A 13,602-nucleotide genomic window follows, 5' to 3' on the forward strand; every position below is an offset into this window, starting at 1 on the left:
GGTTTTTTCATGGGGGAGCTGGGTCGGGCAGGCCGGCATTGTTTAGAGGAACTGCTCAGTACTGATCAAATAATGTTGACTATGTGCAATTTTCTCCGGCGGACTGAGCCTTGACGGGGTTTGAGGGGTAAAATACTGTCATACGGCACAGGCATGGTGCTTATATCTTGGCGATATGACACCACCACGACGTTGTATGACTTTTTATTTACTCACATCATAGAGGCCTGAATATGGTTCAGATGTCCAGGCGCCAGTTCCTTCGGGTAACTGGCGCGACCATTGCTGGTTCCAGCCTCGCCCTGCTCGGTTTCGCACCGGGCCAGGCGATGGCGGAAGTGCGGCAATACAAGCTGTCTCGCACCACCGAGACACGCAATACCTGTCCTTACTGTTCGGTAGGATGTGGCGTCCTGCTGTATGGTCTGGGCGACGGCGCGAAAAATGCCGTTTCCAGCATCATCCACGTGGAAGGCGATGCCGATCACCCGGTGAACCGCGGCACCTTGTGTCCGAAGGGCGCCAGTCTGGTCGACTTCATTCACAGCCCGAACCGCCTGAAAGTGCCCGAATACCGCGCCCCGGGCGGCACGGAATGGCAACCGATCTCCTGGGATGTGGCGCTCGACAAGATCGCGCGCCTGATGAAGGATGACCGCGACGCCAACCTGATCGAAAAGAATGCCGACGGCAAGACCGTCAACCGCTGGCTCTCCACCGGCATGCTGGCCGCGTCCGCCGGCAGCAACGAGGTCGGTTATCTGACCCACAAGACAGTGCGCAGCATGGGGATGCTGACCTTTGATAATCAGGCGCGTGTATGACACGGACCGACGGTGGCAGGTCTTGCCCCGACGTTTGGCCGTGGCGCGATGACGAATCATTGGGTCGATATCAAGAATGCCGATGTGATTTTGGTCATGGGCGGCAATGCAGCAGAAGCACATCCTTGCGGATTCAAATGGGTCACGGAAGCGAAGGCGCATAACAAGGCCAAGCTGATCGTTGTCGATCCGCGTTTTACCCGTACCGCATCCGTGGCAGATTACTACTGCGCCACGCGTACCGGCACGGACATCGTCTTCCTCGGCGCGATCATCAATTATCTGCTGACGAACGACAAGATCCAGCATGAGTACGTGCGCAACTACACGGACATGCCTTTCATCGTGCGCGAAGACTATGCGTTCGAAGATGGCCTGTTTTCGGGTTACGACAAAGAAAAAGGCAAGTACACCAACAAGGCCACCTGGGATTACGAGATCGGCGACGACGGCTATGCCAAGGTCGACCCGACCCTGGAACACCCGCGCTGCGTCTACCAGATGATGAAGAAGCACTACGCACGTTACACGACCGAGATGGTCGAACGGACGTGCGGCGTGTCGCCCGACAAGTTCCACAAGGTGGCCGAAGCCCTGGCTTCGACCGCCGTGCCGGGACGCGCCGGCACCATCCTGTACGCACTGGGCTGGACGCACCATTCGACGGGCGCGCAAACCATCCGCACGGGCGCCATGGTGCAGCTGTTGCTGGGTAATATGGGTATCGCGGGCGGCGGCATGAACGCCTTGCGCGGCCACTCGAACATTCAGGGCTTGACCGATCTGGGCCTGATGTCGAACCTGTTGCCAGGTTATATGACCCTGCCGAACGAAGCCGAGCAGGACTTCGATGCGTATATCGGCGCGCGCGCCACCAAGCCGCTGCGGCCGAACCAGCTCAGCTACTGGAGCAATTACCGCAAGTTCCACGTCAGCTTCATGAAGACGTGGTGGGGTGATTTCGCCACGGCCGAGAACAATTACGCCTTCGACTACCTGCCGAAACTCGACAAGCCGTATGACTTGATGCAAGCCATCGAGAACATGCACCAAGGCAAGATGACGGGCTATATCTGCCAGGGCTTCAACGTGCTGGCGTCCGCGCCGAACAAGCAGAAGGTCACGGAAGCGCTGGCTAAGCTGAAGTTCCTCGTCATCATGGACCCGCTGGCCGTGGAAACGGGCGAATTCTGGAAGCCGCATGGCCAATACCACGAAGTCGATCCCACCAAGATCATGACGGAAGTGTTCCGCTTGCCGACCAGCTGCTTCGCCGAAGAGCGCGGTTCGCTGGTGAGTTCCTCGCGCGTGCTGCAGTGGCACTGGCAGGCGGCCGAACCGCCGGGCCAGGCGCGCAGCGACCTCGAGATCATGTCGGGCCTGTTCTTGCGCATGCGTAGCATGTACCAGAAAGAGGGCGGCAAGTTCCCCGATCCTATTCTCAACCTGACGTGGAATTATGCGCAGCCGCATAACCCGCAGCCGGAAGAAATCGCCCGCGAATTCAACGGCAAGGCGCTGGTTGACTTGTACGATCTGAAGGATCCGACCAAGCTGCTGGTGAAAAAGGGCGAGCAGCTGGCCTCGTTTGCGCAATTGCGCGACGACGGCACCACCACCAGCGGTTGCTGGATCTTCGCCGGCAGCTGGACGCAGGCGGGCAACCAGATGGGACGGCGCGACAATAGCGACCCGACCGGCATCGGCCAGACGCTGGGCTGGGCCTGGGCGTGGCCGGCCAACCGCCGCGTGCTGTACAACCGTGCTTCGTGCGACTTGAAGGGCAAGCCTTTCGACCCGACGCGCAAGTTGATCGAGTGGAATGGCACCAATTGGAGCGGGGCCGATATTCCCGACTTCAAGGTCGACGAGCCGCCGGAAAACGGCATGGGTCCGTTCATCATGCTGGGCGAGGGTGTGGCGCGTTTCTTTGCGCGCGGCGCCATGGCCGAAGGACCGTTCCCCGAGCATTACGAGCCGTTCGAAAATCCGCTGGGCTACAACCCCATGCATCCGAAAAACCCGCTAGCGACCAGCAATCCGGCCGCGCGCGTGTTCGCCGATGACCGGAAATTGTTCGGCACGCACGAGGAATATCCGCATGTGGCGACCAGCTACCGCCTGACCGAGCATTTCCATTACTGGACCAAGCATGCGCGCCTGAACGCCATCATCCAGCCGCAGCAATTCGTTGAAATCGGCGAAGAGCTGGCCAAGAGCATCGGCGTCGTCGCCGGCGGTGAAGTGCGCGTCAGTTCCAAACGGGGCCACATCATCGCCAAGGCCGTGGTCACCAAGCGCATCAAGGCCTTGATGATCGAGGGCAAGCAGGTGCATACCGTCGGCCTGCCGCTGCACTGGGGCTTTACGGGCGTGGCCAAGCCGGGGTATCTGATCAATACCCTGACACCGGGCGTGGGGGATGCGAATTCGCAAACGCCGGAATTCAAGTCCTTCCTCGTGAAGGTGGAAAAAGCATGATGGGAGCTCAATAATGGCACTGCAATCCTTAGATATCCGGCGCCTGTCGGCTACCACGGTAACGCCGCCGCAAGCGCGCAGCCCGGTGACGGGCACCGTGGCCAAGCTGATCGATGTGTCGAAATGCATCGGCTGCAAGGCTTGCCAGACGGCGTGCATGGAATGGAACGACTTGCGCGATGAAGTCGGCGAAAACCATGGCACCTATGACAATCCGACGGACTTGACGCCGGAATCGTGGACGGTGATGCGTTTTGCCGAACACGAAGACAACGACGGCAACCTCGAGTGGCTGATCCGCAAGGATGGCTGCATGCACTGCGAGGATCCGGGCTGTCTGAAAGCCTGTCCGGCGCCGGGCGCCATCGTGCAATACACGAACGGCATCGTCGATTTCCACCAGGAAAACTGCATCGGTTGCGGCTACTGCGTGGCTGGCTGTCCTTTCGACGTGCCCCGCATTTCGAAAAAGGACGACCGCGCCTACAAGTGCACGCTCTGCTCGGACCGCGTCGCCGTGGGCCAGGAACCGGCCTGCGTGAAAACCTGCCCGACGGGCGCCATCCTCTTCGGCACCAAGGAAGACATGAAGGTGCATGCGGAAGAGCGCATCGTCGACCTGAAGTCGCGCGGTTTCGAGAATGCGGGCCTGTACGATCCGCTGGGCGTGGGCGGTACGCACGTGATGTACGTGCTGCACCATGCCGACAAGCCGAAGCTGTATTCGAACTTGCCGGAACGTCCGCGCATCAGCCCGATGGTGGGCTTCTGGAAGGGTTGGTCCAAGCCGCTGGCAGTAGCCGGCATGGCTGTCACGGCGCTGGCAGGCCTGTTCCATTACACGCGTGTCGGTCCGAACGAAGTGAGCAAGGACGAAGAGCACGAAGCCTTGGAAGAGGCCAAGCGCATCCGGGAGGAACAGCATGAAGCATAGTGAACATCACGATGGCAAGCTGCGCGACAAGGATGGCAATCCCTTGATCGAACGCTACAACCCGAACGAGCGCACGAATCACTGGGTCACCGCCATCACCTTCGTCATGCTGGCCCTGTCCGGCCTGGCCATGTTCCATCCTTCGATGGCGTGGCTGGCGAACCTGTTCGGCGGCGGGCAATGGACGCGCATCTTGCATCCGTTTGCCGGCCTGGTGATGTTTGTCTCGTTCGCGATCCTGGTGCTGCGCTTCTGGCACCACAACAAGTTCGAGGACGGCGACAAGCAGTGGCTCAAGCAAATGGATGACGTGCTCCACAACCGTGAGGAAAAGCTTCCGAAGATCGGCAAATACAATGCCGGCCAGAAGATCCTGTTCTTCGTGTTGCTGGTCAGCATGGTCGGCTTGCTGCTGTCGGGCATCGTGATCTGGCGCGCGTATTTCGCGTTCTACTTCCCGATCGACGTGGTGCGCTTTGCCGCCTTGTTGCATGCCGGTTGCGCCTTCGCCATCATCTGCGCCATCATCGTGCATATCTATGCGGCGTTGTGGGTCAAGGGCTCGATCGGCGCCATGGTGCGCGGCACCGTCACCTACGGCTGGGCGCGCAAGCACCATCCGAAGTGGTTTGAGGCTGTCATTCGCAATACGAAGGACTAAGGCTCTTCGTAATTAAACCCAACTGCAACTGCTGGGGTCAGACCCGAAGGGACTGACCCCTTTCTTTGCGGCTTGCCGCGACCGTATCGATTAAAATACTTTTACATCCCCTTTTTTGATGGGAAAACTCCATTGGTACAACGCATTCTTCAGCCAGGCGAAATCGAAGGCCTGGACCACAACGCGATTCCGCGCCTGCTGCTGCCGCAGCCTGACAGCTTGTTCAAGGCGCGCGCCTTGCGCTTGCGCGAACTGGCGCAAGGCAATATCAAGGGCATCCCCGTCGACGCGGGCATGCAGGGTTACCTGGTGCTGATGGCCGCGCTGGCCGACGCGCAGGCTGCCGTGGTGGGAAAACTGGCGCCCGGCGCCGTGCCCGCCGCCGACCCCGACGCGCTGCGCCGCGCGATGCAGCACCGCATGCCGGTGCTGCCCGTGAATGGCGCCCGTCCGCCCGTGTGGCGCGCCATCTTTGCCAGCCTGCTCGATGAATTGGCGAGCACGGCAGCCAGCCAGCCGGCATTGTCGGGCGGCCTGACGCAGGTGCTGGCGCAGCTGCGCGCGCTCGACGCGCTAGCGCTGGACGCCTGCGCCGATGCCGTGCTCGATGAAAACGGCGACAACCTCAATCCCATGCACGCGCCGTTCGTCGCCGCCGCGCTGCAAATTTTGTGGTCGGTGTCGGCCAGCGAACTGCGCGCCGCGCGCGTGCCGGACCTGGAAACGGGCACGCTGTGTCCCGTCTGCGGTTCGCACCCCGTCGCCAGCGTGATCCGCATCGGAGGCCAGTCGCAGGGGTATCGCTATCTGCACTGCGGCATTTGCGAAAGCGAATGGCATATGGTGCGCGTGAAGTGCTCGACCTGCGAACAGAATGGCAAGATCGCCTACCAGGGCCTGGACGCGGCCGATGCAAAGCCGTTCGACCCCGTGGCGGCCAAGGACGACAAATTGCCCAACAAGGCGAATGATCCGAAGAAGGTGGCGCGCGCGGAAACCTGCGACGACTGCCATACCTACCGCAAAGTCTTCAACCAGGAACACGATTACAACGTCGAACCGCTGGCCGATGACCTGGCCAGCCTGATGCTCGACTTGCTGGTGAGCGAAGCGGGCTATCAGCGCGCCAGCGGCAATCCGCTGCTGTGGCTGGGTAAAAGCACGGAACAGCCGTCATGACGACGGGGCAAACCGTGCGCCTGCCGTCGGTCGACCGCATCCTGGGCGACGCGGCTTGCCTGGCCCTGATAGCACACTACGGCCGCGTGCAAACCCTGGCCTGCGCGCGCGCCGTGCTGGCCGAACTGCGCACGGCCATGCTGGCGGGCGCAGTGTGCGAAGAGGGCGCATCGATCGCTGCCATCGTCGCGCAAATGGGCGAGCGGCTGCAAGCCCAATCGCGCTCGCAGCTGCGTGCCGTGTTCAACCTGACGGGCACCGTGCTGCACACGAATCTGGGCCGCGCGCTGCTGCCCGACGCGGCCGTGCAAGCGGTGGTGGAAGCGCTGCAGTGGCCGATGAACCTGGAATTCGACCTGGAGACGGGCAAGCGCGGCGACCGCGATGACCTGGTGGAGGAATTGCTGCGCGAACTGACGGGCGCCGAAGCGGCCACCATCGTCAACAACAATGCCGCCGCCGTGCTGCTGATGTTGAATACCCTGGCGCAGAATAAAGAGGTCGTCGTCTCGCGCGGCGAACTGGTGGAAATCGGCGGCGCCTTCCGCATCCCCGACGTGATGACGCGCGCGGGCGCCGTGCTGCGCGAAGTGGGCAGCACCAACCGCACCCACCTGGCCGATTACGCCAATGGCGTGAATGAAGACACGGCCCTCTTGATGAAGGTCCATTGCAGCAATTACGCGATCACCGGTTTCACGAAAAGCGTGGAACTCGACGAACTGGTGCCGCTGGCATCCAAACACGGCGTGCCGACGGCCGTGGACCTGGGCAGCGGCACCCTGGTCGACCTGGCCCAGTATGGCTTGCCGCACGAAACGACGGTGCGCGAAACGATAGCGGCGGGCGCCGACCTGGTGACTTTCAGCGGCGATAAATTGCTGGGCGGCCCGCAGTGCGGCGTCATCGTCGGACGCGCCGATTTGATCGCGAAGATCAAGCGCAACCCCCTGAAACGCGCGCTGCGCGTGGGCAAACTGACCCTGGCGGCATTGGCCCCGGTGCTGCAGCTGTACCGCGCGCCGGACTTGCTGGCCGAACGCCTGACTACCTTGCGTTTGCTGACGCGCCCTGCGGCCGCCATGCGCGCGCAGGCGCACACCCTGCTGCCGCTGCTGCAAGGCGCGCTGGGCATGCAATACGTGGTCACGGCCGAAGCCATGCAAAGCCAGATCGGCAGCGGCGCTTTGCCCGTCGACCAGCTGCCCAGCTTTGGCCTGGCCGTGCGCAGCGCCCCGGACTCGCGCCTGAGCAATCCCTTGGGAATGCTGGAGCAGCGCTTGCGCGCCTTGCCGTGCCCCGTGATCGGGCGCATCGGGCAAGACGCTTTGTGGCTCGATCTGCGCTGCCTGGAGGCGGCGCACGAGACGGCCTTCATCGAGCAGCTCGGCGAGTTGTCCGCATGATCGTCGGCACCGCAGGCCATATCGACCATGGCAAGACGACGCTCACGCGCGCGCTGACGGGCGTGCACACGGACCGCCTGAAGGAAGAGCAGGCGCGCGGCATTTCGATAGAACTCGGCTATGCCTACCTGCCGCTGGCGGACGGCACGGTGCTGGGCGTGATCGACGTGCCGGGCCACGAAAAATTCATCCGCACCATGGCGTCCGGCGTGACGGGCATCGACTTTGCCCTGCTGGTGGTGGCGGCTGACGACGGCATCATGCCGCAGACGCACGAGCACCTGGCGATCTTGCAACTGCTGGGCGTGACGCGCGGCGCCGTGGCGCTGACCAAGATCGACCGCGCCGATGGCGCCCGCGTGGCGCAGGTGGAGGCGGACATCGAGGCGCTGCTGGCCGGCACGCCGCTGGCGGGCAGCCCCATCTTCCCCACGGCCGCCAGCCGCGACAACGATCCCGGCGTGGCGGCCTTGCTGGCGCACCTGACGCAAGTGGCGCGCAGCCTGCCGCAGCGCGACGAGCGGCGCTTGTTCCGCCTCGGCGTGGACCGCGTGTTCACCTTGTCGGGGCAGGGCACCATCGTCACCGGCACGGCGCTGGCGGGACGCGCGCAGGTTGGTGACATGCTGCAACTGGCGCCCGGCGGCGCTCAAGCGCGCGTGCGCAGCATCCACGCGCAGAACCGCGCAGCCGAGACGGGCGTGGCGGGCCAGCGCCTGGCGCTGAACCTGGCCGGCATCGAGCGCGAGCGCATCGAGAGGGGCAACTGGATCGTCGCGCCCGAACTGGCGCAGTGTTCCGAACGTCTCGACGTGGAACTGACCTTGCTGCCCGACGCCGGCGTGCAATTGAAAGCCTGGTCGCCGCTGCACGTGCACCTGGGCGCGGCGCATCAGCTGGCGCGCGCCGTCATGCTCGATGGCGAAACCCTGTCGCCGGGGCAGACGGGCAGAGTACAACTGGTGTTCGAGTCTCCCATGCACGGCGTGCCGGGCGACCGCTTCGTCGTGCGCAATGCGCAAGCGACGCAGACGGTGGGTGGCGGCATGGTGCTCGACCCGTTCGGCCCCGCGCGCAAGCGGCGCAGCCCGACCAGGCTGGCCTGGCTGGCTGCGCTGGCCGCCTTTGTCGCACAGGGCGATATTGCTGCCTTGCTGGCGCAAAGCCCGCTGGGGCTGCGCGAGTCGCTGCTGGTGCGCCTGTCGCTACTGCCGGCGAACGCCATCGCGCTGCCGGCCGAGACGCGGCGCATCGCCCTGCGCGGTGGCGACGCCCTGCTGCTGGCGCCGCCCGCGTTGCTGGCGCTGGAAGAGCGGGTGCTGGCCGCCCTGGCGGTGTTCCACGCGCGCGCACCCGATGAAGCAGGGCCGGAACTGTGGCGCCTGAAGCGCATCGTCGACGCGGAGATGGAAGACGCCTTGTGGAGCCATCTGGTCGAAGGCTTGCTGGCGCGCGGCGAGGTGCTGGCGCGCGGCGCCAGCCTGCATCTTCCGACCCACAGCGTGGAACTGACGCCGCAGGAGCAGGCACTGGCCGAGCCCTTGCTGGCGGCCTTGCTGCAGGGGCGCTTCGAGCCGCCGTGGACGCGCGACCTGGCGCGCGACTTCGGCCTGGCCGAGGACGACACGCGCAGGCTGCTACGTAAACTGGCCAAGGCAGGGCAGATTAGCCAGGTGGTGCACGACCTGTTCTATCACCAGGCGGCGCTGGCCGAGCTGGCGCAACTGGTACGCACTCTGACCGAACAAGCGGAGCTGGACGAGCATCTGGCGCCCGGTTCCGGCGCCGTGGGCGCGGCCGCCTTCCGCGACGCCAGTGGTCTGGGGCGCAAGCGGGCGATCCAGGTCCTGGAATTCTTTGACCGCGTCGGTTATACTCGTCGTGTTGGCAATGGGCATCTATTACGCCCGCAAGCGCTGTGGTCCTATACTGCGGCCTTGCCCAACAGTTAGCTCAGGCACCGCGGAAAGCACACTCATCCGGTGATGTGGCCGGGCTTCAAACCCGGTGGAGGGCGTCAGACGTTCTCCCGTAGGTTCGACTCCTACTGTTTTCCGCCAGATATTCTTCCTTTCCCCTGCATGCTGATCGTCCCGGCGTTGGCCTATTACCACGTTGCGGAAAATACATGGTGTAATTGATAATATGCGGCGATGCAGGCTCGGGGCGATGGTAACATCGGCGGAAATCCCCTGTTGCAGATGAAAGCAAGCATGAAACAAGCAAGCATGGCGCGGCTGCTGGCAGTGGCGCTGCTGATGCCGGCGCTGGCCGCGGCGGCTGGCCTGCGCATCGTTGGCGAGCACTTGCCGCCATCGAGCATGATGGAAGGCAAGGTCGTTGTCGGACGCGAAACGATGAAGGTGCGCGACATCATGGCGCGCGCCGGCATCGCCTACAGCATCGAGTTGTTGCCGTGGAAGCGCGCGTATGCGCAGGCGCTGCGCGAGCCTGATACCTGCATCTTTTCCACCAGCCGCACGCAGGAGCGCGAAGCACAGTTTCGCTGGATCGGCCCCCTCAACGAAGCGGAGTGGATACTGTATGGCCTGGCCGAGCGGCATCTGACGCTGCGCACGCTGGCCGATGCGCGCGGCCTGGTGATCGGCACGGTGCTCGGTGACGCGCGCGACGACTACCTGCGCCAGCATGGCCTGAACGTGGCGCCCGTGACGCAGGAGTGGCTCAATCCGCAAAAACTGCTGCTGGGGCGCATCGACCTGTGGGCCGTGGGCATGGCGGTGGGCAGCAAGCCGTTTGCCGGCAAGGAGTGGGAGGGCAAGGTGGAACCGCTGCTGACCTTTAATCGCGTGCAGACTTACCTGGCCTGTAACCTCAAGGTGCCCGAGGCGCAGGTGGCTGCCATGCAGCGCGCCGCTGCCGCCATGCGCCGCGACGGCAGCATGGCGCGCTAACAGCAGCGCTGATGCAGTGCATTGAGTCAGCTTTCCAGCCACTGGCGCACGCAGTTGCGTCCTTCGCGCTTGGCCTGGTACAGGGCCTGATCCGCATGGCTGTAGGCCGTCTCGAACGGCGTGCCGGCGCGGTTCCAGCTCAGGCCCACGCTGACGGTGATGGCGCGCGTAATGGGCGCCGCATGGCGCTGGCGGCCGACGCTCTCGCAGATGCGCTGCGCGATGTGCGCCGCCTCGTCGCGCGAAGAGGTGGGCCAGACTACGGAAAACTCTTCACCGCCGACCCGGCCGATGGCCGTCTCCAGTCCCAATAATCCCTTCAGGCAGTCGACCACGGCCTGGATCACGCCGTCGCCGGCCGGGTGGCCGAAATCGTCGTTGACCTGCTTGAACAGGTCGATGTCGAGCACGATCAGGGCCATGTCGCCTTTCGCCAGGCAGTGCGAGGCATGCTCGATCACGGCGCCGCGGTTCAGGGCGCCCGTCAGCGGGTCGTGCGTGGCGCGGTATTCGAGCTGGCCGGCCAGGGTTTGCAATTGCCGGTTCAGCAAATGCATGTCGCGCTCGGCGCGGTCGCTGCGGCCGATCAGGCGCCGCGTCTCGCGCATCAGCCGTTCGTAGTGATTGATCAATTCACCGAGCACGCGGCGCTGCGCCTCGCCGCTGGCATGGACGTCGGCGTGCATGCGACGCGCGGCAGCCAGCGCCGCCGCTTCCACGGTGAACAGGTCGGGTTCCAGGCCGGACTCGGAGATGGCGGCGTGCATGCTCTAGCTGCCTCGCACGGGATGGTCGCAGAAATCGAGCGCCGTGAAGTCTTGCTGCAGCTCCTGGCCGAACTCCAGGATGGTGTCGTCGTCTTCGTCGTGATACCAGTTCAGGCGCACCTGGTTGCCATCGATGGCCGCCTGGTTCAGGGTGTCGAACAGGGTAAACAGCATCTTCGTGCTGGAGCTGTTGAAGTAGGCCAGCGAGACGTTGACGGTGATGGCGCTCTCGCGGCAGGCGTCCAGATAGGCGCGCACGGTGGCGATCAGCGGGCCATAGAAGGCGGCCGCGTTTTCCGGATATGACTCGCCCTTGATCGACAGGGTGTGCTGCTCGAAACGGAAGTCGATTTCGGGCGAACACGGGGTCGCGGCGATGAACAGTGGTGACGGTAATTGCATATGCTTTCCTGAGTCGGCTCTTTCAAATGATGGCTTTGATGCAGAAGATGGTGTGCCCCGGCTCCTGTGGGTCCTGGACGAATTCGAATTCCAGCGGCTCGCTGGCGTCGCGCGCCATGGTGAGAAAACCCAGGCCCGCGCCCTTGCTGTCGGCCGGCGCTTCTTCGCGCAGGGCCTTCTTGTAGGCGAGGCGGATTTCTTCCATCGTCATCGTGTGCAGCGGCTCCAGGCGGGCGCGGATCTGCGCCACGTTGTCCGTCGAGACGGGGTTGGCGCACAGCAGAAAAAAGCTGTCGCCGCGCGTGCCGATGCAAAACGAACCGCGCCGCATCTGCTGGTCCAGCTGCGCATCGGGCGTCAGGCTGTCGGCGGAATAATGCATGATGTTTTGCGACATCTCGATGAACGAGGAAAAGATGCGCCGCCGCGTGGGTCCGGCCGCGCCGGCCGTGTCGAGGCGCGCCTTGATGGTTTCGGAAATGGCGCTCACCACGTGCTGCGAGAAATAGCCCACGTAAAAAAAGATGATGTTGCGCTTGCGCGCCACATCCCAAAACTCGTTGAATTCTTCGTACAGCACGTCCGTGCTCCTGGCTGGCCGGTGACCCGGTTTCTTGTTGATAAGGTGGCTCGATGGCGCCAAAACTACAGGCGGAAACAGAAAAAGGTCAGGTCGTCGCGGCGCGGTTGCTTGCCTTGCCAGGCGGCGCTGTCCTGCAGCAGCGCCGCCGCCACGTCGCCGGCGGGAGCGTCGCGCTGCGCCAGCAGCTGCTCGCGCATGCGCCGCTTGCCATAGGCGATGTCGCGCGCGCCGCCGATCTGGTCGAGCAAGCCGTCGGTGGTGATGAACAGCAGGCTGCCGGCGGGCATGGCGAGCGTCTCGTTGTGCCAGCAGTAGCCGGGCGGCGTATCGACATAGCCCACGCCCATGCGCGCGCCGTCGATGGCGCGCACGGCCTCTTCGCCCGGCGCCACCACGTACAGCGCCAGTTTCGCCCCCGCGAAACGCAGGCTGGCGCTGGCGTCGTCGTAACACAGGAAGGCGCAATCCATGCCGTCGTTCGAACCGGCGTGGCCTGCGTTGTCGCTACCGGCGCCGTCCTGGCCCAGCAAGGTCTTGATGGAGCGGCTGACGGCGCTGATCAGGGCGGCCGGATCGCGCGGCCCCAGTTCGCGCAGTGCCTGGCTCAGGGCCGACGAGGCGATCAGGGTCATGAAGGCGCCCGGCACGCCGTGGCCGGTGCAGTCGGCGATGGCGGCAAACCAGCCGCCCGGGTGGCGCTCGAAGAAGTAAAAATCGCCGCCGACGACGTCGCGCGGCTGCCATTCCAGGTGCGCGTCGGGCAGGGTGGCGCGCAATTCCGCGTCCGAGGTGCGCAGCCGGGCGCGCTGGATCACGCTGGCGTAATCGATGCTGTGCATGATTTGCCGGTTCTTTTCCGCCTGCATGGTGGCCACCACGTTCATCAGCTGCAAGCCGAAGCCCACGCCGGCCAGCGCGCCATCCACGGTGATGATGAAGCCGTCGGCCAGCGCCTTTTCGCCCGCTTCCACGGCGCGGAAGGTGAGGTCTTCGATACTCATGGCGCCATCGACGATCAGCGGTTCCTTGTCCATGAAGGCGATGCAGCTCTTCTTGCCGTACACCTCGTGATAGAAGGGCTTGGACATCTGCGACATGAAGATGTTGCGGCTGATCAAGCCGATGGGCTTGTGCTGCTCCGTGACTGGCAGGCTCATCATGTCGCGCCGTTCCGTGAACAGTTCCAGCACGGCGAAATTGCTGGCGTCGGCCTGCACCGATTCCGTGGGTATGCACAGATCGAACGCCACGGAGGTGCGATAACGGGGAAGATGCAATCGAGAAGCGTTGAACTCCACAGCGGCTACCTTTACATGACGAGCGGACCCTTGTTGTCGCGACGGCAAGGCGACTGACAAACAGGCAATATCATCATGGTAGCCGTGGAATGTGACGGCTTCATTACCAGCTTGTCAAAACCGTATGCAAGATGGCTGCATGGCAAGCCGTT

11 protein-coding genes and 1 tRNA gene are annotated in these 13,602 nt (G+C 63.7%); 8 read left to right on the forward strand and 4 right to left on the reverse strand.

The window, feature by feature from the left end:
* Positions 1-233: 233 nt before the first annotated feature.
* From fdnG to CLU93_RS21015, 8 genes are all read left to right on the forward strand, one after another.
* The gene (gene fdnG / locus CLU93_RS20980; RefSeq protein WP_143451777.1) at positions 234-3,305 is read left to right on the forward strand and encodes a formate dehydrogenase-N subunit alpha; all 3,072 of its coding nucleotides are present in this window, start codon (positions 234-236) and stop codon (positions 3,303-3,305) included.
* Positions 3,306-3,318: 13 nt separating this feature from the next.
* Complete coding sequence (gene fdxH / locus CLU93_RS20985) at positions 3,319-4,239, forward strand: formate dehydrogenase subunit beta (RefSeq protein ID WP_099763149.1); 921 nt, start codon at positions 3,319-3,321, stop codon at positions 4,237-4,239.
* Positions 4,229-4,900 (forward strand): formate dehydrogenase subunit gamma, encoded by a 672-nt coding sequence (locus CLU93_RS20990; RefSeq protein WP_099763150.1) that lies wholly within the window; start codon positions 4,229-4,231, stop codon positions 4,898-4,900. The genes fdxH and CLU93_RS20990 overlap by 11 nt, the downstream gene beginning before the upstream one ends.
* 132 nt (positions 4,901-5,032) lie before the next feature.
* Positions 5,033-6,079: a formate dehydrogenase accessory protein FdhE gene (fdhE, locus tag CLU93_RS20995; protein ID WP_099763151.1), complete on the forward strand. Its 1,047-nt coding sequence runs from the start codon at positions 5,033-5,035 to the stop codon at positions 6,077-6,079.
* On the forward strand, positions 6,076-7,485 hold the full coding sequence (gene selA / locus CLU93_RS21000) for an L-seryl-tRNA(Sec) selenium transferase (RefSeq protein WP_099763152.1): 1,410 nt from the start codon (positions 6,076-6,078) through the stop codon (positions 7,483-7,485). Before fdhE ends, selA begins: the two co-directional genes overlap by 4 nt.
* Positions 7,482-9,437: a selenocysteine-specific translation elongation factor gene (gene selB / locus CLU93_RS21005; protein ID WP_099763153.1), complete on the forward strand. Its 1,956-nt coding sequence runs from the start codon at positions 7,482-7,484 to the stop codon at positions 9,435-9,437. Before selA ends, selB begins: the two co-directional genes overlap by 4 nt.
* A 12-nt stretch (positions 9,438-9,449) precedes the next feature.
* A tRNA-Sec gene (locus CLU93_RS21010) sits at positions 9,450-9,545 on the forward strand.
* Positions 9,546-9,698: 153 nt separating this feature from the next.
* Entirely contained in the window at positions 9,699-10,400 is a 702-nt protein-coding gene (locus CLU93_RS21015) for a substrate-binding periplasmic protein (RefSeq protein ID WP_257225037.1), read from the forward strand.
* 26 nt (positions 10,401-10,426) lie between these two features.
* Here the strand turns inward: CLU93_RS21015 and CLU93_RS21020 are convergent, their stop codons facing one another.
* The 4 genes from CLU93_RS21020 to CLU93_RS21035 form a co-directional block, all read right to left on the reverse strand.
* Complete coding sequence (locus CLU93_RS21020) at positions 10,427-11,167, reverse strand: GGDEF domain-containing protein (RefSeq protein WP_099763154.1); 741 nt, start codon at positions 11,165-11,167, stop codon at positions 10,427-10,429.
* 3 nt (positions 11,168-11,170) lie between these two features.
* Positions 11,171-11,569, reverse strand: coding sequence for a DUF1987 domain-containing protein (locus tag CLU93_RS21025; RefSeq protein ID WP_099763155.1), 399 nt, complete (start codon positions 11,567-11,569; stop codon positions 11,171-11,173).
* 22 nt (positions 11,570-11,591) lie between these two features.
* The gene (locus CLU93_RS21030) at positions 11,592-12,149 is read right to left on the reverse strand and encodes a SiaB family protein kinase (protein ID WP_071076508.1); all 558 of its coding nucleotides are present in this window, start codon (positions 12,147-12,149) and stop codon (positions 11,592-11,594) included.
* A gap of 65 nt (positions 12,150-12,214) precedes the next feature.
* Positions 12,215-13,429: a SpoIIE family protein phosphatase gene (locus tag CLU93_RS21035; protein ID WP_218968348.1), complete on the reverse strand. Its 1,215-nt coding sequence runs from the start codon at positions 13,427-13,429 to the stop codon at positions 12,215-12,217.
* Between the last annotated feature and the right edge of the window lie 173 nt (positions 13,430-13,602).

It is taken from the genome of Janthinobacterium sp. 35 (assembly GCF_002754575.1).
Lineage (GTDB): Bacteria > Pseudomonadota > Gammaproteobacteria > Burkholderiales > Burkholderiaceae_D > Janthinobacterium > Janthinobacterium tructae.